General features: G+C 70.7%; 15 protein-coding genes. 5 read left to right on the top strand and 10 right to left on the bottom strand.

The window, feature by feature from the left end:
* Window positions 1–5: 5 nt before the first annotated feature.
* From I4Q55_RS15845 to I4Q55_RS15835, 3 genes are all read right to left on the bottom strand, one after another.
* Complete coding sequence (locus I4Q55_RS15845; RefSeq protein WP_206788861.1) at window positions 6–1,823, bottom strand: bifunctional diguanylate cyclase/phosphodiesterase; 1,818 nt, start codon at window positions 1,821–1,823, stop codon at window positions 6–8.
* 237 nt (window positions 1,824–2,060) lie between these two features.
* Complete coding sequence (locus I4Q55_RS15840; RefSeq protein ID WP_206788590.1) at window positions 2,061–3,521, bottom strand: cytochrome P450; 1,461 nt, start codon at window positions 3,519–3,521, stop codon at window positions 2,061–2,063.
* Between the two features lie 18 nt (window positions 3,522–3,539).
* Window positions 3,540–4,514 carry an AraC family transcriptional regulator gene (locus I4Q55_RS15835; protein ID WP_206788589.1) on the bottom strand — a complete coding sequence of 325 codons (975 nt, stop codon included), beginning with the start codon at window positions 4,512–4,514 and terminating at the stop codon, window positions 3,540–3,542.
* An 82-nt stretch (window positions 4,515–4,596) separates the two neighbouring features.
* Between I4Q55_RS15835 and I4Q55_RS15830 the strand changes: the two genes are divergently transcribed.
* Window positions 4,597–5,001: a pyridoxamine 5'-phosphate oxidase family protein gene (locus I4Q55_RS15830; RefSeq protein ID WP_206788588.1), complete on the top strand. Its 405-nt coding sequence runs from the start codon at window positions 4,597–4,599 to the stop codon at window positions 4,999–5,001.
* A gap of 10 nt (window positions 5,002–5,011) precedes the next feature.
* Here I4Q55_RS15830 and I4Q55_RS15825 read toward each other — a convergent pair whose 3' ends face one another.
* The 7 genes from I4Q55_RS15825 to I4Q55_RS15795 all read right to left on the bottom strand — a co-directional run bounded on the left by I4Q55_RS15825 (window position 5,012) and on the right by I4Q55_RS15795 (window position 16,569).
* Entirely contained in the window at window positions 5,012–5,497 is a 486-nt protein-coding gene (locus I4Q55_RS15825; RefSeq protein WP_206788587.1) for a hypothetical protein, read from the bottom strand.
* Window positions 5,498–5,505: 8 nt separating this feature from the next.
* Window positions 5,506–9,222, bottom strand: a complete 3,717-nt coding sequence (locus tag I4Q55_RS15820) for a hypothetical protein (RefSeq protein WP_206788586.1) — start codon at window positions 9,220–9,222, stop codon at window positions 5,506–5,508.
* Between the two features lie 159 nt (window positions 9,223–9,381).
* Complete coding sequence (locus tag I4Q55_RS15815; RefSeq protein ID WP_086847910.1) at window positions 9,382–10,455, bottom strand: ribonucleotide-diphosphate reductase subunit beta; 1,074 nt, start codon at window positions 10,453–10,455, stop codon at window positions 9,382–9,384.
* Window positions 10,456–10,471: 16 nt separating this feature from the next.
* Window positions 10,472–13,381, bottom strand: a complete 2,910-nt coding sequence (locus I4Q55_RS15810; protein WP_206788585.1) for a ribonucleoside-diphosphate reductase subunit alpha — start codon at window positions 13,379–13,381, stop codon at window positions 10,472–10,474.
* A gap of 225 nt (window positions 13,382–13,606) precedes the next feature.
* Window positions 13,607–14,200, bottom strand: coding sequence for an acetoacetate decarboxylase family protein (locus I4Q55_RS15805; protein WP_206788584.1), 594 nt, complete (start codon window positions 14,198–14,200; stop codon window positions 13,607–13,609).
* Window positions 14,197–15,036 carry an enoyl-CoA hydratase-related protein gene (locus I4Q55_RS15800; RefSeq protein ID WP_206788582.1) on the bottom strand — a complete coding sequence of 280 codons (840 nt, stop codon included), beginning with the start codon at window positions 15,034–15,036 and terminating at the stop codon, window positions 14,197–14,199. Before I4Q55_RS15800 ends, I4Q55_RS15805 begins: the two co-directional genes overlap by 4 nt.
* A 303-nt stretch (window positions 15,037–15,339) precedes the next feature.
* Window positions 15,340–16,569 (bottom strand): HNH endonuclease signature motif containing protein, encoded by a 1,230-nt coding sequence (locus tag I4Q55_RS15795; protein ID WP_206788580.1) that lies wholly within the window; start codon window positions 16,567–16,569, stop codon window positions 15,340–15,342.
* A 306-nt stretch (window positions 16,570–16,875) separates the two neighbouring features.
* Between I4Q55_RS15795 and I4Q55_RS15790 the strand changes: the two genes are divergently transcribed.
* The 4 genes from I4Q55_RS15790 to I4Q55_RS15775 are packed head-to-tail and all read left to right on the top strand — an operon-like array spanning window position 16,876 to window position 22,092.
* Window positions 16,876–17,667: a TIGR03084 family metal-binding protein gene (locus I4Q55_RS15790; RefSeq protein ID WP_206788578.1), complete on the top strand. Its 792-nt coding sequence runs from the start codon at window positions 16,876–16,878 to the stop codon at window positions 17,665–17,667.
* Window positions 17,664–19,352: an acyclic terpene utilization AtuA family protein gene (locus tag I4Q55_RS15785; protein WP_206788576.1), complete on the top strand. Its 1,689-nt coding sequence runs from the start codon at window positions 17,664–17,666 to the stop codon at window positions 19,350–19,352. The genes I4Q55_RS15790 and I4Q55_RS15785 overlap by 4 nt, the downstream gene beginning before the upstream one ends.
* A complete protein-coding gene (locus I4Q55_RS15780; RefSeq protein WP_206788574.1) occupies window positions 19,349–20,497 on the top strand; it encodes an acyl-CoA dehydrogenase family protein in 1,149 nt (382 codons plus the stop codon). The genes I4Q55_RS15785 and I4Q55_RS15780 overlap by 4 nt, the downstream gene beginning before the upstream one ends.
* Window positions 20,494–22,092, top strand: a complete 1,599-nt coding sequence (locus I4Q55_RS15775; RefSeq protein WP_206788572.1) for an acyl-CoA carboxylase subunit beta — start codon at window positions 20,494–20,496, stop codon at window positions 22,090–22,092. Before I4Q55_RS15780 ends, I4Q55_RS15775 begins: the two co-directional genes overlap by 4 nt.
* Window positions 22,093–22,098 lie beyond the last annotated feature (6 nt).

The raw sequence follows: 22,098 nt of genomic DNA, 5'->3' as shown, positions 1-22,098 counted from the left end.
CCGCCCTACTTCGACGGGTGCCGGGTGATCATCTCGTCGACCTCGTCACCCGAGGCCGAGTCCGCCACGAACGGGCCCCGGGCCGCGAGCACGCCCAGCTGCCGCAGCCGGGCCGCCTGCTCGTGCGTCCGGACGCCCTCCGCCCCGACCCGCAGGTTCAGCTCGCGCGCCCGCGTGATCAGCTGCGTCAGGTGCCGCAGGTCGGGCTCCGCCGGCTCGTCCGTGTCCAGCGCGTCGACCACCGGGCCCGAGAGGATCACGTGCTGCACGGGGAGGCGGTGCTGGGGGATCAGTTCGAGGTCCGCCGAGCCCGAGATCGTCAGCACCAGCTGCGCGCCCAGGTCGGCCAGCACCGCGAGCGAGTCCAGGACCTCGCCGCGCGGGGCCAGTATCGAATCGCGGTCGGTGCACAGGCGCAGCGCCCGCGCCGGGAGCTCGTGCTTGTCCAGCTGCTCCTTCACCAGCAGCACCAGGTCCGGGTCGATCGCCAGCCGGGTCGGCAGCCGCACGCAGACGTCCGGGGCCGCGTCGCCCAGCTGCGCGCGCCAGCGGGCCGTCGCCGCCAGGGATTCGGCGAGCAGCCAGCGTCCGAGCGGCACCGTCATGCCCGTGGTCTGGGCCAGCGGGTAGAACTCCTCGGAGCCGAGCTCGCCCTTCTCCGGGTGGTTCCAGCGCAGCCCGGCGTTGACGGCGGCGAGCTCGTCCGGCCGGGACAGCTTCACCGTGGGCTGGTAGACGAGCGAGAACTCGCCGTTCTCCAGCGCGCCGGCGATCACCGCGCCCAGCTGGTAGCGGCCGCGGTCGCGGGCGTCCAGCTCCGGGTCGAACAGCATCCACTGCGCCTTGCCGGCCTCCTTGGCCCGGTGCAGCGCGATCTCCGCCGCCCGCAGCAGTTCGGCCGCGCCGCCCTCGACGGCCGCCCGCACGACGATGCCCGCGCTCGCGCTGACGCCGATGCCGTGGCCGCCCAGGTAGATCGGCTCGTTGAGGTCTTCCAGGGCGCGCTCGACCAGCCGGACGACCTCGGGTGCCGCCAGCTCGCCCCGCAGCAGCACCGCGAAGCCGTCGCCGGACAGCCGGGCGACGAACCCGTCGTGGTGGCCGGTGAACACCGCCGACAGCTTGTTCGCGACCCCGCGCAGCACCTGGTCGCCGACCCCGGCGCCGAGGCCGTCGTTGATCACCTTGAAGCCGTCGACGTCGAGGTAGACCAACGCGATGTCGTCGCGCGCGCCGGCGCCGAGCGCGGCCTCCAGCTTGGTGGTGAACGACGACGCGTTCGGCAGCCCGGTCAGCGGGTCGTGCACGTTCTGGTGCAGCAGCCGCTCCTGCAGCAGGTGCAGCTCGTTGGCGTCGGACACCATCAGCACCGGGTAGATCGAGCCCGGCCGGTCGCCGGGCAGCGGGGCGATCGTGACGTCGGTCCAGAGCTGCCCGTCTTCGGTGTGGTCGAGCAGCATCCGCTCCTGGTAGCGGTCGCGCCCCGCGCGCACCAGCTCCAGGCCGGCCGCGAGCCGGGAGACGTCGTGGTCGGTGGAGCCGAGGTCGCTGATGTGCCTGCCCCGCAAGCGTTCGGGCGAGCAGCCGAGCAGCTGGCCGAGGGCCAGGTTGGCCTCCACGATGTCGCCGTCCGGGTCGGCCAGCGCGATCCCCATCGGCGACGCGGCGTACAGCGCGGTGAACCGCAGCAGCGCGCCGTCGTGTTGCGAGCCGGCTTGGCCGACCGCGTCGTGCGCGACCTCCAGCAGGAGGGCTTCGAGCTCCTCCGGGGGAAGCGTTACTCCTTTGGTGTCGGCCAACGTGGCCGCCCACCGCCGCGCCACGTCCAGCAGCCCCGACGCGGCACCGGGTTCAGGCACACTCCACCTCTTCACGCACAGGTATGGCCAGGTCGGACACGGTGTCGAGGATCATGAAGCCACACCAGGCAGCCTTCGCCCACGATCGATGCCACGCCATCATGTGCGTGACAGGGTGTCTACCGGCTGAACGAGTGAACGAATCTCCACAAACGGTAACTTTTCGTTACCTAGTGTATGCGGTGGTGGACATCCGCCGGGTCAGCGGGGGGTCAGGTGCACCGGCAGACCGTCCGCGGGCACCGGCAGCGAGACGTAGTCCCAGCGTGCGGTGTAACTCTCCGGAACCGACCAGCGGTACGCCCGCAGCAGTTCGTGCATCAGCAACTTCACCTCGAGACCGCCGAAGTGCAACCCGATGCACTTGTGCGCGCCACCGCCGAAGGGCATCCACGCCATCCGGTGCGACTTGTCCTCGCGCCGCGGCTCAGCGAAGCGCTCCGGGTCGAAGGCGAAGGGGTTCGTCCAGCACTCGGGCGTGAAGTGGTTGATCGTCGGCGAGACGCCGACCAGGGTGCCCGCCGGGATGTAGTGGCCGAGCACCGCGGTGTCCTTGACGGTCTGGCGGGTCAGCGACGGCACCGGCGCGACCAGCCGCAGCGCCTCTTTCATGACGAGGTCGAGGGTTTCGAGCTTTTCGACGGCGTCGATGTCGAGGACGTCGTCGCCGAGGGCGAGCGACTCCGCGCGGGCGCGGTCCTGCCACGCCGGGTGCTTGGCCAGGTAATAGGCCATGGCGCTGCTGGTGATGGTCGTCGTGTCGTGCGCGGCCATCATGAGGAAGATCATGTGGTTGACGATGTCGGTGTCGGAGAACCGGTCGCCGTCCTCGGTGGTGGCCTGGCACAGCGCGGCGAACAGGTCGTCGCCGCCCGAACGCCGTTTGGCGGGCAGGCTTTCGCCGAAGTAGCGCTCGAGGACACGGCGCCCGTGCAGCCCGGCCGACCAGCGCCCGCCCGGCACCGGGAAGCGCACGAACGAGGTGCCGGCCCGCACGCAGCTGACGAACGCGCGGTTGATCCGGGCGGCGTCGTCACCGCTGGGCATGCCCATGAACACGCGGGTCGCGACGTCGAGGGTGAGCTGCTTGAGCGCCCAGTACAGCCGCGGCCGCTCGCTGCTGCTCCACCCGGCGACGCCCTCGCGCAGCGCCGGGCCCATCTCGCCGACGTAGCCGGCCAGCCGCGGGCGCGTGAAGGCCTCCTGCATGATCCGGCGGTGCAGGTGGTGCTCGCCGAAGTCCATCAGCATCAGGCCGCGGTCGAAGAACTTCTCGATGAAGAACTTCCAGCCCTCCTGGGAGAACGCCTTGTCCTTGTTGACGAGCGCGATCTGCGTGGCTTCGGGCCCGGACAGCGCGACGATCCGGCGGCCGAACCCGCCGGTCCACGACACCGGGCCGTAGAGCTCGTGGCGGCGCAGGCCGAACGCGGGCCCGAACCGCATCATCTCGAGCATGTGCCCGACCACCGGCGGGCCTTCGTCGCCCAGCACGGGCTTGAGGCCGCTGCCCGCGGGCGGCGCCGCGAGTTCCTTGACCGGCCACCGCGAGCGCAGCCAGCGCTCGTCGACCCCACGGGGCAGCGGCAACGCCGTCAACGGCGGCACGCGTTCGCGCAGTGCTTCGGCGGCTCGGCTCACGGTGCCCGGCAAAGTGACCATCTCCTGCGTCGAGATCGGCTACCCCTCCACGATGCCCTCTTGTTGACGCTCTGACAACACCCTGGCGGCCGTCCTTTCGGGTGGACTGCCGTGCTTCCGGTACTCGCTCGGCGTGACGCCCCGGATCCGCTTGAAGGCCGCGCTGAACCCGAAGGCGTCGGCGTACCCGACGCTGCGGGCGACCTCCGAGACGGTGACGGCGGGCCGCCCGGCCAGCAGGTCCGCCGCGAGCGCCATGCGGCGGCGGTTTTGTTTGGTGTGGGGGGGTGGGCCGCCGTGGGGGGCGAACCGCTTGGCCAGCGTCGAGCGCGAGACGCCGGCCCGGGCGGCCAGCGCGGCGACCGTCCACGGTGCCGCGGGATCGTCGTGCAGCAGGCGCAGCGCGGGGCCGGCCACCGGGTCGCGCTGGGCGGTCCACCACGCCGGTGGCTCGCCGCCGGGGCGGTCGAACCACGCTCGCAGGGTGCAGACGAGCATCCAGTCGAGTAGCCGGTCGAGCACCACCTGCTGCCCGGGCGTGTCGGCGGCGACCTCGGCGGCGAGGTGGTCGAGCACGGCGTCCCCGGTACCCCCGCCGTCGACCCGCAGCACGACGGGCAGGGCGTCCAGCAGCGGGCGGCTGACCTCGCCGCCGGCCGGGTAGGCCCCGACGATCAGCGTGGTCGGGCCCGCGCCGTCGTCCCGCCAGCCGCGCCGGTACCGCGTCCCGCCCAGCTCGGGGGCGGCGCAGTACTCGCCGCACGCGACGGGTTCCGCGCCGGTGCCGATCTCGTCGACGAAGCGGAAGGTGCCGGGGCCGCGCACGACGACGGTGTCGTAGGCGCGCAACGGCTCGGGGTCGCCGTGCTCGGGGACGATCCAGCCGCCGCCGGAGAGGACGGTGCACAGCGTCAGCGGCGCGCCGTCGACGAAGTGCAGGGAAAACGGCGGCGACAACGCCGAGCTGCCGAACAGCGAGCCGTGGGCCCGCACGCCGCGGAAGAGGTCGTCCACGACTCCGACCTTAGACGAATGGACAGGGATTCCGGTGTTTCACCCATGGGATCGTCCGGGCAGTCCCGGTTGACTGAGCCTCATGAACGCACTGACCCCCGAAGATCTCGATTTCCTCCGGCGCCCCCTGCACGGCTTCCTCACGGTGGCCGGCGGCCGGCCGCGTCCGGTGTGGTTCGAGGCCGCCGCCGACGGCACGCTCCAGCTGTTCTCGGAACCGGACGCGCCCAAGGTGCGCCGCGTCCGCCGCGACCCGCGCGCGTCGATCGTGGTCGCCGCCCCGGTGGGCGAGCGGGAGCGCTGGGTGTCGGTCGAGGGCCGGATTTCGGTGGAGCCCGACGGAGCGCACGAGCTGGCGCAGCGCCTGGCCGCCCGCTACTGGGACCTCGGCGATCCGGACCGGGCGGCCGACGCGAAGGCGATCCAGGGCACGGACCAGGTCCGCCTCGTCCTGCACCCGGAAACCGTGCGGCGCTACGCCTTCTGAGCCGCCGTGCTCAGCGGCGCAGGGCCGCCGCGGTCTCGGCTTCGAGCGCTTCGAGGGCGCTCAGTGCTTCGGTCTGCCCGGGGTCGTCGCCGATCCGGCTGCGGAAGAACGCCAGCGCCCGGCGTCCGCAGTCGTGCAACGCGGGGAGCAGCTCGGCCGCCGGGGCGGCCCATTCCGTTGCCGCGGCACCGTTCGCGCTCAGCACCGCGCTTCCGTGCAGCCGGACGTCGGCCCCGGCCGGTTCGAGGTGGTACTCGCCGGGATACCGGTTGGTCCAGGCCGCGAACGGCTCGCCCGCCGCGAGCTGCGCCGGTGCCTGGAAACAGAGGCTCGCGACCAGCGGGAGGAGCTCGTCCTCGACGAAGACACCCGGGGCGTCCAGCAGCACGCGCCCGTACCAGTAGTCCTGCCCGCCGGGCGGCTCCAGGCCGGGCCCCGGCTCGACGGCGAACACGTCGGGGCCCGTCCGGACCCCGAACCGCGCGGTTACTGGCATGGTCAACCCTATCCCACGATCTTCGCGATGGCGTCGAGCAGCGCCTTGGACAGGTGCTCGACGCCGGGGCTGCCCGGCAGCGGGAAGAACTGCCCGATGCCGGGGCTGGCGTTCGGCAGCTGGGTGCCGAACTGCACCCGGATCCCGCTCGGCAGGGTGAACCGGACCGGTCCCTTGATGGTGCCGGCCGTGACCACCGAGTTCGGCTGGGCACCGTTCAGCACCCGCAGCGGGGTGGGCCGCGCGAGCCCGGTCGGTCCCATGGAGATCGAATCGACCACCGCGCCCGGGTTGTCGAGCAGGTTGACCGCGCTCTGCAGCTCGGCCTGGACGTCCGCCGCGGTGTGCCCGCTGGGCCAGAAACTCTGGCCGTTCGCGCCGGTCTTGGTGAAGTCGTAGTGCGCGATGGTGTGTTCGTCGAGGAAGTGCGTCATGTTCGAGCTCGGGTAGGGCCCCATCGCCGGTCCCGGTGTGGTCGGCGCCGGCGTGCGGGCGTGGAACAGCTTGGCCAGGTTGCCGAGCCGCTGGAACTCGGTGGCGTTGCCGGCCGCCTGCGCCGCCAGGTCCGCGACCTCCGAAGCCGCCTTCCCCCGGGCGACCGCGAGGTCCATCAGCTCCGCGAGCATCGCGGCACCCGGCTTCCCGCCCGCGTTGGTCAGCAGCGTGCGGAGCAGGCCGCCGTCGTTGGCCAGCGCGGTGAGCATCTTGTCCAGCTGCGCGATGTCGTCGGTCGCCTTGATCAGCTCGTCCAGCAGCGGCGCGTCGTTGCGCAGGCGGGTGAGCAGCCCGGTCAGCTCGGCCGGGTTCGCGGTGCCGGCCAGCAGCCTGCCGAGCATCGGCGCGTCACCGCCGGCCGCGGTGACGATGCCGAGGAGCCGGTTGACCTCGGCGACCGAGCCCGCCTTGCCGACCATGGTCCGGATCAGCGCGGCGTCGCCGCCGGCCGCGGTCACGTTCCGGACCAGCTGCGCGACCTCGGTCCAGCTCGCGCTGCCGAGCAGATCGTCCAGCAACGCCGAGTCCCGGCCGAGCGCGCCGACCACGGCGCGCAGCTCCGCCACGTTCGGCGCCTGCCGCAGGAGGCGGATCAGCCGGGGTGTTTCGCCGACCAGCGTGCGCAGTTCGAGGAACTCGGTGATGTTCGCGGTCCGGCGGACGATCAGCATGATCTCCTCGATCGTGCGGATCTCCGCGACGATCGCCCGCACCGCGACGAGGTCGCCGCGCGCCCAGATCAGGAGCATCACGAACCGGGTGCCTCCGCCGGCCGACGCGACGAGGGCGCGCAGCCACCGGACCTCGCCGAGGAACTTCAGCACCCGGCCGGGCACGAGGATCGACAGGATGTCGAACACCGAGCGGCCGACGAGCTTGCCGCGCTCGTAGTCGGACAGGTCGTCCCGCACCCACGCCTGGTAGAGCCGCCAGGCGGCGATGGCGACCAGGACGATCACGCCGACGACGGCGAGCACGATCAGGATCACCTTGATCACCCCGGCCGCCGCGGCGAGGAACGCGGCCACCGCGGCGATCGCCTCGAGCAGCAGCGCGATCCCGCCGATGGCCAGGATGATCAGGGCCGCCACGACGATCACCGCGACGACGATCAGCACGATCCACGCGAGCACCTTGACAAAATCCCACAGCTCCTGCAGGAAGCCGACCAGGACGCCACCCAGGAAGTGGGCCGCCCGGCTGAGCCAGCTCTCGTCCTGGATCTCGTGGGCCCGCTTGTCGATCTGCGCGCCGAGCCCGGTGACCACCTTCTCCTGCGCCGCCAAGGTGTCGTCGACCTTCTTCGCCGCCTGGGTGCGGCCCTCGTCGAGCTGCCTGCCCCAGCCCGCGTCGGCATCGGTGACGGCCGTGCCCAGCTCCCGGTCGGTCTCGGTGACCGCGGCGGCGATCCCGTCCGTCGCGTCCTTGGCGGCCTTGGCGATGGTGTCGTTGGTCTGGCTCATGGTGTCCGCGGCCCGGGTTTCGAAGTCGGCCGCGGCCTGCTCGACCGGCTGGGAGACCTGCGCGGTCCCGGCGGAGATGCGGCCTGCCGTGTCCGCCGCGCCCGTGTCGAACGCCTGCCCGGCCTGCGAAACCTGACCTTCCTGCGCACTGTCGAACTCGCCGAGGCCGGCCGCCAGCTGGGTGTCGGCCTCGGCGACGACCTGCGCGGCCGCGCTCGCCGGCGCGCCGCGGAGCGCGCCGGCCACCTGCGTGGCGAAGGTGTCGATCGAGGCGTTGGCGTCGGCGGTCTGCGCGTCGATCTGCCGGGCCGCGTTCTCGCCCTGCGTCCGCATCCCGGTCGCCCCGGCCTCGCCGAGCTGCCGCAGCGCCGGACCGAGTTCGGCCCGTTGCCGGGTGAGGGTCTCGGTCAGCCGGTCGGCGGACCGGCGCAGGCCGTCGATGGCGTCGTCCGCGGACTTGCCGATCCCGTCGGCCGCGGTGCGCCGCTCGGCCTCGATCTTCTTGTGCCCGGCCCGGCGGGCTTCCTCGAACTTCTCGGCGTTGTCCCGCCCCTCGCGGAGGAACTTCTCGGCGAGGTCGGTCCCGTCCTTGCGGACCGCGGCGGCGACCTCCTGCCCGGCCGCCTCGATCTTCCCGGCCGCGTCCCCGGCCATCTCGCGCGCTTCGGCCGCGATCCGGGGTCCCCGTTCCGCCGGTTGGTACTGCTGGGCCTTCTGCTCGCCGACGGCACGGGCCCGCCCCGCGCGCGTCCCGCATTCCCGGATCGCGCGGGCGGCCTCGTCCGCACCGAACTTCCGGGCCGCCTGCGCCCGGGTACCGGCGGCCTTCAGCAAGGCGGCCTTGTGCCGGTCCACCGCGGCGTCCAGGGCGGTGTTCTTCTCGCGGGCGGCGTCACCCACCTCGGCGAGCTTGGTCCGGCGCTGGGCGTTGATCCCGTCCCGGGCACTGGCGAACCCGGAGCGGACGCGAGCCAGCGCGGAGTCCAGCGTGGCCAGGACGGACTCCTGCTCGGTCCGGGCCGCGGCCCGGATCACCTGACCGGCCGCCGCCGCGGCCGCCCGGACCTGCGCCTGCCGCCCCGCAGACGCCTCGGAGACGGCGCTCCGCCGGGCGGCGACCTTGCCGTCCAGCTCGGCCGAGCCGCTCTCGGTGGCAGCCTGTGGTGGCGTGCTTGCCTGTGGTGCGGGTGGCTCGAGCGTCGTGGTGGCGGCTTGTGGTGGTGCGCTTGCCTGTGGTGCGGGTGGCTCGAGCGTCGTGGTGGCGGCTTGTGGTGGCGCGCTCGCCTGAGGTGCCGGTGGCTCGAGCGTTGCGGTGGCGGCTTGTGGTGGCGCGCCCGTTTCCGCTGCCGGCGGCTGGACCGTTGCGGTGGCGGCTTGTGGTGGCGCGCCCGTTTCCGCTGCCGGCGGCTCGAGCGTCGCGGTGGCGGCCCGCGGTGCGGGCGAATCAGCCGGAGCGGGTGGCGGTGCGGCCGGCGCCGGGGTGGCCGGCGTCCGGCCCGGGGCCGGCGCCGGTTCTTCCTGCCGTTGCACACTGACGTTTTCCGCGGAAGCCGGTGCCGAGGGCTGGAGCAGCCGGGCCACGGCACTCTGCCCGGCCGCGCTCTGCAGGGCGAGGATCGCGCGCGGGCTGCTGGTGAGCACGCGCGGACGTCCGGACCGGTCGGCGCCGGTCGCGGGCGCCGGACCTGCCGGATCGGCGGTCCGCGCCCGGGTGTGTTCGGCGTCGGCGGGCCCACCGGTCTCCGCTTCGGCCTTGTCCCGGCGCACCGGTCCATCGTGCCCCGCTCCCGGCCGTGCGGAAGGGGCCGAACGGGCAGCCATGCGGGCAGGCGTGCCAGGCCGGACGGAGGCAGCGAGGGCCCGGTTCGGAGCAAAAAAACCGGCCCCGCCCTGGCGAACCAGGACGGGGCCGGCCGTACCGGGAGCTCAGTCCCAGTCGAGGGCGCCGCCCGACTGGTACTCGATCACGCGGGTCTCGAAGAAGTTCTTCTCCTTCTTCAGGTCCATCGCCTCGGACATCCACGGGAACGGGTTCTCGGTCTCGCCGAAGATCGGCTGCAGGCCGATCTGCTGCGCGCGCCGGTCGGTGATGAAGTGCATGTACTGCTCGCACAGCTGCGCCGACAACCCGAGCATGCCGCGCGGCATGGTGTCGCGCGCGTACTTGACCTCCAGCTCGCACGCCTCCTGCAGCATCCCGCGCACCTCGGCCTGGAACTCTTCGGTCCACAGGTGCGGGTTCTCGATCTTGATCTGGTTGATGCAGTCGATGCCGAAGTTCAGGTGGATCGACTCGTCGCGCAGGATGTACTGGTACTGCTCGGCGATGCCGACCATCTTGTTCCGGCGGCCCAGCGACAGGATCTGCGCGAAGCCGGTGTAGAACCACATGCCCTCGAAGATCACGTAGAACGCGACGAGGTCACGCAGGAACGCCTGGTCGGCCTCCGGCGTGCCGGTCTCGAAGTCCGGGTTCTCCAGGTTCTGCGTGTACTTCAGCGCCCACGCGTCCTTGTCCGAAATGGACGGAACCTCGCGGTACATGTTGAACAGTTCGCCCTCGACCAGGCCGAGGCTCTCGCAGATGTACTGGAAGGTGTGCGTGTGCACGGCCTCCTCGAACGCCTGGCGCAGCAGGTACTGGCGGCACTCGGGGTTGGTGATCTGCCGGTACACCGCGAGCACGATGTTGTTGGCCACCAACGACTCCGCGGTCGCGAAGAAGCCGAGGTTGCGCTTGAGCATCTGCCGCTCGTCCTCGGTGAGGCCGTCCGGCGACTTCCACAGCGCGATGTCGGCCTGCATGGCGACCTCGGTCGGCATCCAGTGGTTGTTGCAGCCGGCCAGGTACTTCTCCCACGCCCACTTGTACTTCATGGGCAGCAGCTGGTTGACGTCGGCGCGCGCGTTGATCATGCGCTTGTCGTCGACGTTGATCCGGGCGGCGCCGACCTCGATCTCCCCGAGGCCGGTCGCGTCCGTCGTCTCCACGTTGGTCATTTCTGCAGGGATTCCTTTACTGGCAGGCTTCGCAGTCGGGGTCGTCGATGCGGCAGGCGGCGCCGTCGGTGGCGACGAAGTCGACGTCCGGCTCGGGCTTGGGCGACGGCGTCGGCGTCGGCGCGGGAGCCGGGGCCGGGGCCGGGGCCGGGGTGGCCGCGGGGGCCACGGCGGCCGGGGTGGCCGAGACGGCGTTCAGCTTGCCGTCGGTGCCGCGCAGGGTGCTCTTCTCCACGTGCGTCGCGGACTGCGCCCGCAGGTAGTACGTGGTCTTGAGGCCCTTGTGCCACGCGTAGCGGTAGAGCTGGTCGAGCTTGCGGCCGCTCGGCGCCGCGATGTAGAGGTTCAGCGACTGCGCCTGGTCGATCCACTTCTGGCGCCGCGAACCGGCGTCCACCAGCCACTTCGACTCGATCTCGAACGCCGTCGCGTACAGCGCCTTCAGGTCGTCCGGCACGCGGTCGATCTGGCCGAGGCTGCCGTCGAAGTACTTGAGGTCGCTGACCATGACCTCGTCCCACAGCCCGCGCGCCTTGAGCGAGCGGACCAGGTGCGGGTTCACCACGGTGAAGTCGCCGGACATGTTCGACTTGACGTACAGGTTCTGGAACAGCGGCTCGATCGACTGGCCGACACCGCAGATGTTGGAGATCGTCGCGGTCGGCGCGATCGCCATCACGTTGGAGTTGCGCATGCCGACGGTCTTGACCCGCTCGCGCAGCGGCGCCCAGTCCAGCGTCGTGGACAGGTCGACGTCGAGGTTGTCACCCTGGCGCGCGTCGATGAGCAGCTGCATCGAGTCGATCGGCAGGATGCCCTTGCTCCACAGCGATCCCTCGAACGACTGGTACTGGCCGCGCTCCTCGGCGAGGTCGGTCGACGCCGAGATCGCGTAGTAGGAGATGTGCTCCATGCTCGTGTCGGCGAACTGCACGGCAGCCTCCGACGACAGCGGCAGGCCCAGCTCGAACAGCGCGTCCTGGAAGCCCATCAGCCCCAGCCCGACCGGCCGGTGGCGCAGGTTGGAGCGGCGCGCCTCCGGGATCGTGTAGAAGTTGATGTCGATCACGTTGTCCAGCATGCGGACGGCGGTGCGCACGGTCTTCTCGAGGCGCTTCGTGTCCAGGCCCTCGGGGGTGACGTGCTTGAGCAGGTTCACCGAGCCGAGGTTGCAGACCGCGACCTCTTCGCTGTTGGTGTTCAGCGTGATCTCGGTGCACAGGTTGGACGAGTGCACGACGCCGGCGTGCTGCTGCGGCGAGCGCAGGTTGCACGGGTCCTTGAACGTGATCCACGGGTGGCCGGTCTCGAACAGCATGGTCAGCATGCGGCGCCACAGGTCGACCGCGCGGACCCGGCGGAACACCTTGATCTCGCCGCGCTCGGCGGCGGCCTCGTACTCGCGGTAGCGCTGGGCGAACTCGTTGCCGTAGAGGTCGTGCAGGTCCGGCGTCTCGTTCGGCGAGAACAGCGTCCACTGCGCGTCGGCCTCGACGCGGCGGAGGAACTCGTCCGGCACCCAGTTCGCGGTGTTCATGTCGTGGGTGCGGCGCCGGTCGTCACCGGTGTTCTTGCGCAGGTCGAGGAACTCCTCGATGTCGACGTGCCACGTCTCGAGGTACGCGCACGCCGCACCCTTGCGCTTGCCGCCCTGGTTGACCGCGACGGCGGTGTCGTTGGCGATCTTGAGGAACGGCACGACGCCCTGCGACTGGCCGTTGGTGCCCTTGATGTGCGCGCCGAGACCGCGGACCGGGGTCCAGTCGTTGCCGAGGCCGCCGGAGTACTTGGCCAGCAGCGCGTTGTTCTTGTAGGCCTGGAAGATGGAGTCCAGGTCGTCGTCCACCGTGGTCAGGAAGCAGGACGACAGCTGCGGGCGCGTGGTGCCCGAGTTGAACAGCGTCGGCGTCGAGGCCATGAAGTGGAAGCTGGACAGCAGCTCGTAGAACTCGATGGCGCGGGCTTCGCGGTCGTCTTCCCGGATGGCGAGACCCATGGCGACGCGCATGAAGAACGCCTGCGGCAGCTCGAAGCGGGTGCCGTCGTGGTGCTGGAAGTACCGGTCGTAGAGCGTCTGCAGGCCGAGGAAGCCGAAGTCGAGGTCGCGCTCGGGCCGGATCGCGGCGGTGATCTTGTCCAGGTCGAAGCGCTGCAGCTCGCCGTCGACCAGCTCCAGCTCGATCGCGCGGCGCAGGTAGGCGCGGAAGTACGCGGGGTACTCGGTCGCCATCTCGTCCTGGCTGGCCTGACGCGGCTTCTTCGCGAGGTAGCTGAGGGCCTCGCCGCGCAGCTTGTCCAGCAGCAGGCGGGCGGAGACGTAGGAGTAGTTCGGCTCCTGCTCGACGAGCACGCGGGCGGCCATGATCTGGGCCAGGGCCAGCTCGTCGGCGCTGATGCCGTCGTAGAGGTTGCGCTTGGTCTCGGCCAGCACCGGCTCGGCGGTGACGTCTTCGAGGCCGGCGACGGCCTCGCCCACGACGTGGGAAACGCGGGCCCAGTCGAGCGGGCGCAGGACGCCGTCGGCGCCCTTGACGTTCAGCGCGACCTCGGCCGCGGCCGGCTTCGCGGCCTCGCGGGCCTTCGCGCGCTCCTCGCGGTAGAGGACGTAGGCACGGGCGACCTTGTGGTGCTCGCCGCGCATGAGGGCGAGCTCGACGATGTCCTGGATCTGCTCGATGTGCAGGGCGGTCTCGGGCCCGGCGTGGCGCAGCAGGGTGGTTTCGACCTGCGTGGTCAGCTCGGCGACGACGTGGTGCACGCGGGAGGACGCGGCGGCGTCGCCGCCCTCGACCGCGAGGAACGCCTTGGTCAGCGCGACCGAGATCTTCCCGGCGTCGAACGGCGACACGCTGCCGTCCCGCCGGATGACCCGGATCGCGGTGGGTGAGGCGGTCGCGGAAGGCCGCTGACCGGTTTCGACTGACATGCGTGTCTCCAAGTTTTCGGGCGCGTTCGATCGCCACACGGCCGCATGAGGCCGTGCGCTGCGGTTTCTCCAAAGCTGCCCGGCGACCCTCCGCAGCGGTCTCCCCGTCGCTGGGGGCTGCCGGTGTTGAGAGACTACATGTAGGGGTCGGGGTGTGCACGGGACCCCAGATGGCGTGTCCCGAGTTCACTCTGGCGAGGTGACGTGATCACCCAGAGGTGCTGCTCAAGCCCCGAACCGCAGCTCGGCGCCGGGCAGGGCGAGGCTCAGGAACGGCCGCCGGCCGGCCAGGTAGCCGAGCGGACCGCGGGCGTTGACCGACCAGTCGGCCGCGGCGAGCCGCGGCCGGATCTTCGCGCCGACGGGGGTCCGTACGGGAACGCCGTCGCGGTCCTGGAGGACGTCGAACCGGGTGGGGAGGGCAAGCGGCGAGCCCGGCCTCGGCGTGAAGGCCGCGGTGGCGATCCAGTCGTCGTCGGTGGCCGCGGTGTGGGTGCGATCGGTGAACTGCAGGGCGGCGAGGTCCTTCGGGATGGCCCAGAGTTCGCGGCCGCCTTGGCGGGAGACCTCGGAGTCGACCCAGATCTGCGTGATCGTGCAGGTGGTCCGGGTGGCCGGCGTCCCGCGCACCGGGACGGCCGCGAGCAGCTCGTGGTAGCTGAGCTGCCCGGGGGCGCGGTAGGCGATCCAGGCGGTGAAGACGGTGGTGTACCCGGCGACGGAGAGCGCGCCGGGGTGCACGTCCCGCGCGGGGACCCGCCAGATCGACAGGTGCGCGTCGGCGACCAGGTGCCAGGGCTGCGGGGGATAGGTGGTCATTTCTCCAGCCAGGGCAGGTAGCCGGGCAGGTCCTTTTCGACACGCATGCCGAAGGAGGGTGGCCGTTTCTGCAGGAACGACATGACCCCTTCGACGGCGTCCGGGTTCGCGCCGAGCCCGCCGATCAGTTTCGAGTCGAGCTCGTGCACCGGGAACGGCGACTCGGCGCTGGCCATCCGGTAGAGCAGCTGCCGCGTGACGGCGACCGAAACCGGCGCGGTCGTCTCGACGATCTCCTGGGCGAGTTTCCGTGCTTCGTCCACCACTGTGCCGGTGGGGAAGACGTTGTGCACCAGGCCCTTTTGGTATGCCTCGGCCACATCGAAGACGCGCCCGCTGATCATCCAGTCGAGCGCGGTGCCCATCCCGACGAGCCGGGGGAGGAACCAAGCGGACGCGCCTTCGGGGTAGATCCCGCGCCGGGTGAAGACAAAGCCGAACCGCGAGTCATCGGAGGCGAGCCGGTAGTCGCACGAGAGAGTGATGGTGAGCCCACCCCCCACGGCGGCCCCATGCAGGGCGGCGATGACGGGCTTGTTCATGGTGAAGATCCGCTTCGAACACCGGCCGGCGGGTTCTTGCCAGGCTTGACCGGGCCCCTTTTCGGGGTCGAAGTCGAAGCCACCCTGCGAGAGATCGGCCCCAACACAGAAGTCCTTGCCGGCTCCGGTCAGGATGACAACGCGGACGTCCTCGTCCCGATCGGCGCGGTCCATGGCGGCATTGAGCTCATCGGCCATCCGGATCGTGTAGCCGTTGCGCGCCTCAGGGCGGTTGAGCGTCACGGTGGCAACCCGCTCCGCGACGGCGTAGGTGATCTCGGCGTAGTCGGCCATGCGACGAAGCTATTGCAGAGCGGCGCTACTGGCAAGATGTCAATAGTGGGACTGTCGGGGTGGGTGGCTCGGCCGTGATCGGCGGGTCGGGTGGCTGGGTGAGGTTGGCGCGGGTTGGGATGGGCAGCACGGTGGCTTCGCTGCGGTGACTGACTGGCTGGCTGGCTGGCTGGGTGGGTGAGGTGGGGTCTTTCGGGTGGGGCTTGGACGGCTGTTGGGTGGGGTCTCTCGGAAGCGCTTCGCTGGCTCAAGGTGACGTGGGTGTGGGCCCGTAGCCGTTGGGCTGCGGGCCTTTTCCCGTGTTCAGGCTGTGGATGGGAGTGGTTCGTGGAGGTTGTTGCGCCTGGGTTTGCGGCGACGGTCGATGAATACCGGTGGGAGGAATTCGGGGAGGCCGTCGGTGGCGATGCGGACTTCCCAGCCCGAGCGGTGCAGCAACCGGTGGTGGTGAGCGCACATCAGCACCAGGTTGGTGAGATCGGTGGGGCCGCCATCTGCCCAGTGCCGGATGTGGTGACCTTGACAATGCCGGGGCGGCCGATGACACCCCGGGAACGCACAACCCCGATCCCGGAGGAACAACGCGCGGCGCAGCCCGGCGGAGATCAACCGGCGGAGGCGACCGAGGTTCAGCGGTTCACTCTTGTCGCCCAGCACCGCGGGGATGATCATGGCGTCGCAGGCGTGCACCCGGGCCTCAGCCGCGGTCATCGTGCCGGTGTCGCCGAGGGTGGCCTTGCCAACACCGGATTTCAGGTCTTCGAACGACACGGCGACCATGACGTGGGCTCGTTCCCCGGCCTGCATCGGCAACTCCGGAGAATTCAGAGCCAGGTCGACGGCATCAGAGAAAGCATCCCCGTAACGCTGCGGGGCGGTGCGGAAGTCGGGACCCTCATCCCCGGAGCGACGCTCGGCCAGAGCATCCAGCAGGGCGTGGGCGCGGGTGCCGGTTTCGTCGTCGAACCGGCCACTCAGTTCCCAGATCCCGGTTCTTTTGCGACGGAGGAACAGCTCCCGGGTCGGAGCCGTGGGTTCGGTGTCGTCGGGTGCGGGGCCGTCGGGGGCGAGGTGGGCGAGGATGCGGGCGCCGAGGGCGGCGACCTGCTTGTGCCCGGCCTCCTCGGCGAAAGCCAGCAGGTTGGCCTCGGCACTCACACCATGCTCGGGCGGAACCTGAGCCAGCACCGAGGTGATCACATCGATCATCGGGTTGCTCAACCGCCCCGCCCGAGCCGCAACACCAGTGGCGGGAGCCAAGGCAGGAATGGGACTGCCGTCGAGGTTCCGGCCGGGGTTGAGCAGGCGGGCGCGTTTGACGAGCCGTTCCGTAGCCGGCTTCGGCTCATCGGCGAGGTGCTCCATAAGCCGGGCAGCGGAGCGGTAGCCGAACAGCTCCATCACACCCCGCTGTTCGATTTCCACCAGCACCGCACCAAGTTCGGCCTCAGCGGACCGCATCGACGCGACCAGTTCGCCGATGCGGTCGGCGAGAGCCACCGCCTCGGGGGACTGGGTCGCGTCGTTGGTCATGTCTCCAAGCTACCGGCGATCGAACACAGGGTCATCACTCGATGCGGTGGGAACAAAAGGTAAAGCCGCTGTCCGCACCCGAGAACACCGGAAACCACGGCAGGGCAACCGAAGCGTGGGGAATCGGCGCTGCCAACCACAGCGGGACGCAACCCCGTGGAGCGCCGATTTCCCACGCCACGGCGAAGCCGTGCCTGAAACCCAGCCAAAGTGACCCCAGTCACAAGAAACCAAAACAATCAGGCGTGCTTGATTTTTCCGACCCCGGCTGCCACGCTGACAAGCAGGACGCAAGGAGGCGTGGCAATGGCGGACCTCGGCGTGATCCTCGCGGATCTCGACGCGGAGACACAGACGATCGACGACGTGGTAGCGGCGCTCCCCGTCGAAGACTGGGCGCGCGCGACACCGGCCGAGGGGTGGACGATCGCGCACCAGATCGCCCACCTGGCCTGGACCGACCGCAAGGCCCTGATCGCGGCCGCGCACCCCGAAAACTGGCAGGCCGAGGTCGAAGAACTCCTCAAAGCCGGCGAGACTTACGTCGACGACGGCGCCGAGGAAGGCGCGCAGCGGCCGCCGCAGGAGATTCTCGATGGGTGGCGAGCAGGTCGGAAAAGCCTGGCTCAGGCCCTGAAAGCGGTGCCGGACGGGCAGAAACTGCCCTGGTACGGCCCTCCGATGAGCGCCGCCTCGATGGCCACCGCGCGGTTGATGGAGACCTGGGCCCATGGCCAGGACGTCTTCGACGCGCTCGGACTCACCCGCGAGCCCACCGCGCGGCTGTGGCACATCGCCCGGTTCGGCACCCGGACCCGCGACTTCGCCTACAAGGTCCACTCCCTCGCCCCGCCGGCCGAGGAGTTCCGCGTCGAGCTGACCGCGCCCGATGGCGCCACCTGGGCTTTCGGGCCCGAGGACGCCGCGCAGAAACTCACCGGCAGCGCGCTCGGCTTCTGCCTCGTCGTCACCCAGCGGCGGCACCCCGCCGACACCGACCTGGTCGCCGACGGCGCCGACGTCGAGGAGTGGCTCAGCGTCGCGCAGGCCTTCGCGGGCCCGCCGGGGAACGGCCGGAAGCCGGGGCAGTTCGCATGACCTACCGCATCGGCAACGCGTCCGGCTTCTACGGCGACCGGTTCTCCGCCGTGCGCGAGATGCTCACCGGCGGGCCCCTGGACGTCCTGACCGGCGACTACCTTGCCGAGCTGACCATGCTCATCCTCGGCCGCGACCGGATGAAGGACGACACCCGCGGCTACGCCAAGACGTTCCTCCGCCAGATGGAGGAAAACCTCGGGCTGGCGCGGGAAAAGGGTGTCAAGATCGTCGCCAACGCGGGTGGGCTGAACCCCGCCGGACTCGCCGATGCCCTCCGGGAGCTTGCGCGGAAACTGAGCCTCGACGTCAAGATCGCGCACGTCGAAGGCGACGACCTCGTCCGGCGCGCCGAGGAGCTGGACCTCGGCAAACCCTTGACCGCCAACGCCTACCTCGGCGCCTGGGGCATCGCGGAATGCCTGAACGCGGGTGCCGACGTCGTCGTCACCGGCCGTGTCACCGATGCCTCCGTCGTCGTCGGCCCGGCCGCCGCGCACTACGGCTGGGCGCGCGACGACTTCGACGCCCTGGCCGGCGCGGTCGCTGCCGGGCACGTCATCGAGTGCGGTGCCCAGGCCACCGGTGGCAACTACGCCTTCTTCACCGAACACAGCATCGGCGTGCCCGGGTTCCCGATCGCCGAGATCGAGGCCGACGGGTCCAGTGTCATCACCAAGCACCCGGGCACCGGGGGTGTGGTCAACGTCGGCACCGTCACCGCGCAGCTGCTCTACGAGATCACCGGCGCGCGGTACGCCGGACCCGACGTCACCACGCGGTTCGACACGCTGTCGCTGAGCCAGGAAGGGCCGGACCGCGTCCGCGTCTCCGGCGTTCGCGGGGAAGCGCCGCCGCCGACGCTCAAGGTCGCCCTCAACAGCCTCGGCGGGTTCCGCAACGAGACGACGTTCGTCCTCACCGGACTCGACATCGAGGCGAAAGCCGCCCTCGTCAAAGAACAGCTCGAAGCGTCCCTCAAGGACCGGCCGCCCGCCGACGTCCGGTGGACCCTCGCGCGCACCGACCACCCCGACGCCGGCACCGAGCAGACCGCCAGTGCCCTGCTGCACGTCGCCGTCAAGGACGCCGACCCGAAGGTGGCCGGGCGCGCGTTCACCGGCGCCGCCGTCGAACTCGCGCTGGCCAGCTACCCCGGCTTCCACGTCACCGCCCCGCCGTCGGACGCGTCGCCGTACGGCGTCTACACCGCGGCCTTCGTGGACGCAGGCCAGGTGCCGCACGTGGCCGTGCTGCCGGACGGGATGCGGGTCGACATCGCGCCTTCGGTGTCCACTCGGGACCTGTCCGAAGTGGACGAGCCGGCGCTGCCCGAGCCGCTCGGCCACGGGCCGGTGTGGCGCGTGCCGCTGGGCACGATCGCCGGCGCGCGCAGCGGCGACAAGGGTGGCAACGCCAACGTCGGCGTCTGGGTGCGCTCCGAAGAAGCCTGGCGGTGGCTGGTGCACCGGCTGACCGTCGCCGAGTTCAAGCTGCTGCTGCCCGAGACCGCGGACCTGCCGGTGACGCGCTTCCTGCTGCCGAACCTGCGGGCGATGAACTTCGTCGTCGAAGGCATTCTCGGCGAGGGTGTCGCGTCGCAGGCGCGGTTCGACCCGCAGGCCAAGGCCCTCGGCGAGTGGCTGCGGTCGCGGGAGGTCGATGTGCCGGAGGTCCTGCTGTGACCGATCCGTTCCGGACGCCCGAACGGGCCGAGCTGCGCAGGACCGTGCGCAAGTTCGTCGAGCAGGAGGTCCTCCCGCACCTCGACGACTGGGAGCGGGCCGGCGAGCTGCCGCGTGACCTGCACCGGAAGGCCGGGGACCTCGGCCTGCTCGGGGTGGCGTTCCCCGAGGAGATCGGCGGGGGCGACGGCAACTACCTGGACGCGCTGGTCGTCGCCGAGGAGATGCACTACGCGGGCGGCTCCGGCGGGCTGTTCGCGTCGCTGTTCACCTGCGGCATCGCCGTCCCGCACATCGCCGAGGCGAACGATCCCGTCCAGATCGAACGCTGGGTGCGGCCCACCCTCCGCGGCGACAAGATCGGCTCCCTCGCCGTGACCGAGCCGGACGGCGGCTCCGACGTCGGCGGGATCCGGACCGCCGCTGTCCGTGAGGGCGACGAGTACGTCGTCAACGGCGCCAAGACGTTCATCACCTCCGGCTGCCGCGCCGACTTCGTGACGACGGTGGTGCGCACCGGCGGCGACGGCGCGCACGGGCTCTCGCTGCTCGTCGTCGAGCGCGGGACGCCGGGGTTCACGGTGAGCCGCAAGCTCGACAAGATGGGCTGGCTCTGCTCCGACACCGCCGAACTGTCCTACGTGGACGTCCGGGTGCCGGTGGAGAACCTGGTCGGCGCCGAGAACAGCGGGTTCGCGCAGGTGGCCACCCAGTTCGTCACCGAACGGCTTTCCCTGGCCGTGCAGGCCTACGCGCACGCCCAGCGCGCGCTCGACCTGACGCTGGACTGGTGCCGGCTGCGCGAGACGTTCGGCCGTCCGCTCATCTCGCGGCAGGTCGTGCAGCACAAGCTCACCGAAATGGCGCGGAAGGTCGACGTCGCCCGCAGCTACACCCGGCAGGCGGCGATCCGGCACGTCTCGGGCGAGGAAGTCGTCGCCGAGGCCTGTTTCGCCAAGAACACCGCCGTGGAGGCCGCCGAATGGGTGGTCAACGAGGCCGTCCAGCTGCACGGCGGGCTCGGCTACATGCGCGAGTCCGAAGTGGAGCGCCACTACCGCGACGTCCGGATCCTCGGCATCGGCGGCGGCACCACCGAGATCCTCACCGGCCTGGCCGCGAAGCGATTGGGATACACGTCGTGACTGCTCTGAGGTCCACAGTGGACACGCGGGCCGCCGAGTTCGGCGCGAACCGCGAAGCGATGCTGGAAAAGCTCGCCGAGATCGACGCCGAACACGCCAAGGCCGTCGCCGGCGGCGGTGAGAAGTACGTCGAACGTCACCGCAAGCGCGGCAAGCTCCTCGCTCGCGAACGGATCGAGCTGCTGCTCGACCCGGACTCGCCGTTCCTGGAACTCTCGCCCCTGGCGGCCTGGGGCACCGACTACCGTGTCGGCGCGAGCCTGGTGACCGGAATCGGTGTCGTCGAAGGCGTCGAGTGCCTGATCTCGGCGAGCGACCCGACGGTCAAGGGCGGCGCGAGCAACCCGTGGACCACGAAGAAATCCTTCCGGGCGGCGGACATCGCCGCGCAGAACCGGCTGCCGTCGATCAACCTCGTCGAATCCGGTGGCGCCGACCTGCCCACGCAGAAGGAGATCTTCATTCCCGGCGGCCGGATCTTCCGCGACATCACGCGGGCCTCCGCCGCGGGCTGCCCGACGATCGCACTGGTCTTCGGCAACTCCACGGCCGGTGGCGCGTACCTGCCGGGCATGTCGGACTACGTCGTGATGGTGAAGGAACGCGCCAAGGTGTTCCTCGGTGGCCCGCCGCTGGTCAAGATGGCCACCGGCGAGGAGTCCGACGACGAGTCGCTCGGCGGCGCCGAGATGCACGCGCGGACCTCGGGCCTGGCGGACTACCTGGCCGTCGACGAGCAGGACGCGATCCGGCTGGGCCGCAACATCGTCAAGCGGCTCAACTGGACCAAGCAGGGGCCCTCGCCCAAGCCGGACTACGACGAGCCGCTGTACGCCGCCGAGGACCTGCTCGGCATCGTGCCCACCGACCTCAAGGTGCCCTTCGACCCGCGCGAGGTGATCGCCCGCGTCGTCGACGGCTCCGACTTCGACGAGTTCAAGCCGCTCTACGGATCGAGCCTGGTCACCGGCTGGGCGAGCATCCACGGCTACCCGGTCGGCGTGCTCGCCAACGCCCAGGGTGTGCTGTTCGGCGAGGAGTCGCAGAAGGCCGCGCAGTTCATCCAGCTGGCCAACCAGATCCACACGCCGCTGGTGTTCCTGCACAACACGACCGGCTACATGGTCGGCAAGGAGTACGAGCAGAGCGGCATCATCAAGCACGGCGCGATGATGATCAACGCCGTGTCGAACTCGAAGGTGCCGCACCTGTCCGTCCTCATGGGAGCGTCCTACGGCGCCGGGCACTACGGGATGTGCGGCCGCGCCTACGATCCCCGGTTCCTGTTCGCGTGGCCGAGCGCGAAGTCCGCGGTGATGGGCCCGGCCCAGCTGGCCGGCGTGCTGTCCATCGTGGCCCGCGCCGCCGCCGAAAGCCGGGGCCAGGAATACAACGAGGAGCACGACAAGGCCATGCGCGCGATGGTCGAAGGGCAGATCGAAGCCGAGTCGATGCCGATGTTCCTCTCCGGCATGCTCTACGACGACGGCATCATCGACCCGCGCGACACGCGCACCGTGCTGGGGCTGAGCCTGTCCGCGATCCACAATGGACCAGTGAAGGGCGCCGAGGGCTTCGGCGTCTTCCGGATGTGAGCGAGC

The organism is Amycolatopsis sp. MtRt-6 (assembly GCF_017308975.1).
GTDB lineage: Bacteria > Actinomycetota > Actinomycetes > Mycobacteriales > Pseudonocardiaceae > Amycolatopsis.
The sequence above is the reverse complement of the archived record's forward strand: the minus strand, read 5'-3'. Positions and strand labels throughout refer to the sequence as shown.

What these genes read in the sequence shown, in the direction of transcription:
- I4Q55_RS15825 (WP_206788587.1), bottom strand. Translation starts at nt 5,497, where the DNA reads ATGCCAGTAACCGCGCGGTTCGGGGTCCGGACGGGCCCCGACGTGTTC.
- I4Q55_RS15790 (WP_206788578.1), top strand. Translation starts at nt 16,876, where the DNA reads ATGGCGGACCTCGGCGTGATCCTCGCGGATCTCGACGCGGAGACACAG.
- I4Q55_RS15785 (WP_206788576.1), top strand. Translation starts at nt 17,664, where the DNA reads ATGACCTACCGCATCGGCAACGCGTCCGGCTTCTACGGCGACCGGTTC.
- I4Q55_RS15815 (WP_086847910.1), bottom strand. Translation starts at nt 10,455, where the DNA reads ATGACCAACGTGGAGACGACGGACGCGACCGGCCTCGGGGAGATCGAG.
- I4Q55_RS15795 (WP_206788580.1), bottom strand. Translation starts at nt 16,569, where the DNA reads ATGACCAACGACGCGACCCAGTCCCCCGAGGCGGTGGCTCTCGCCGAC.
- I4Q55_RS15810 (WP_206788585.1), bottom strand. Translation starts at nt 13,381, where the DNA reads ATGTCAGTCGAAACCGGTCAGCGGCCTTCCGCGACCGCCTCACCCACC.
- I4Q55_RS15830 (WP_206788588.1), top strand. Translation starts at nt 4,597, where the DNA reads ATGAACGCACTGACCCCCGAAGATCTCGATTTCCTCCGGCGCCCCCTG.
- I4Q55_RS15805 (WP_206788584.1), bottom strand. Translation starts at nt 14,200, where the DNA reads ATGACCACCTATCCCCCGCAGCCCTGGCACCTGGTCGCCGACGCGCAC.
- I4Q55_RS15800 (WP_206788582.1), bottom strand. Translation starts at nt 15,036, where the DNA reads ATGGCCGACTACGCCGAGATCACCTACGCCGTCGCGGAGCGGGTTGCC.
- I4Q55_RS15840 (WP_206788590.1), bottom strand. Translation starts at nt 3,521, where the DNA reads ATGGTCACTTTGCCGGGCACCGTGAGCCGAGCCGCCGAAGCACTGCGC.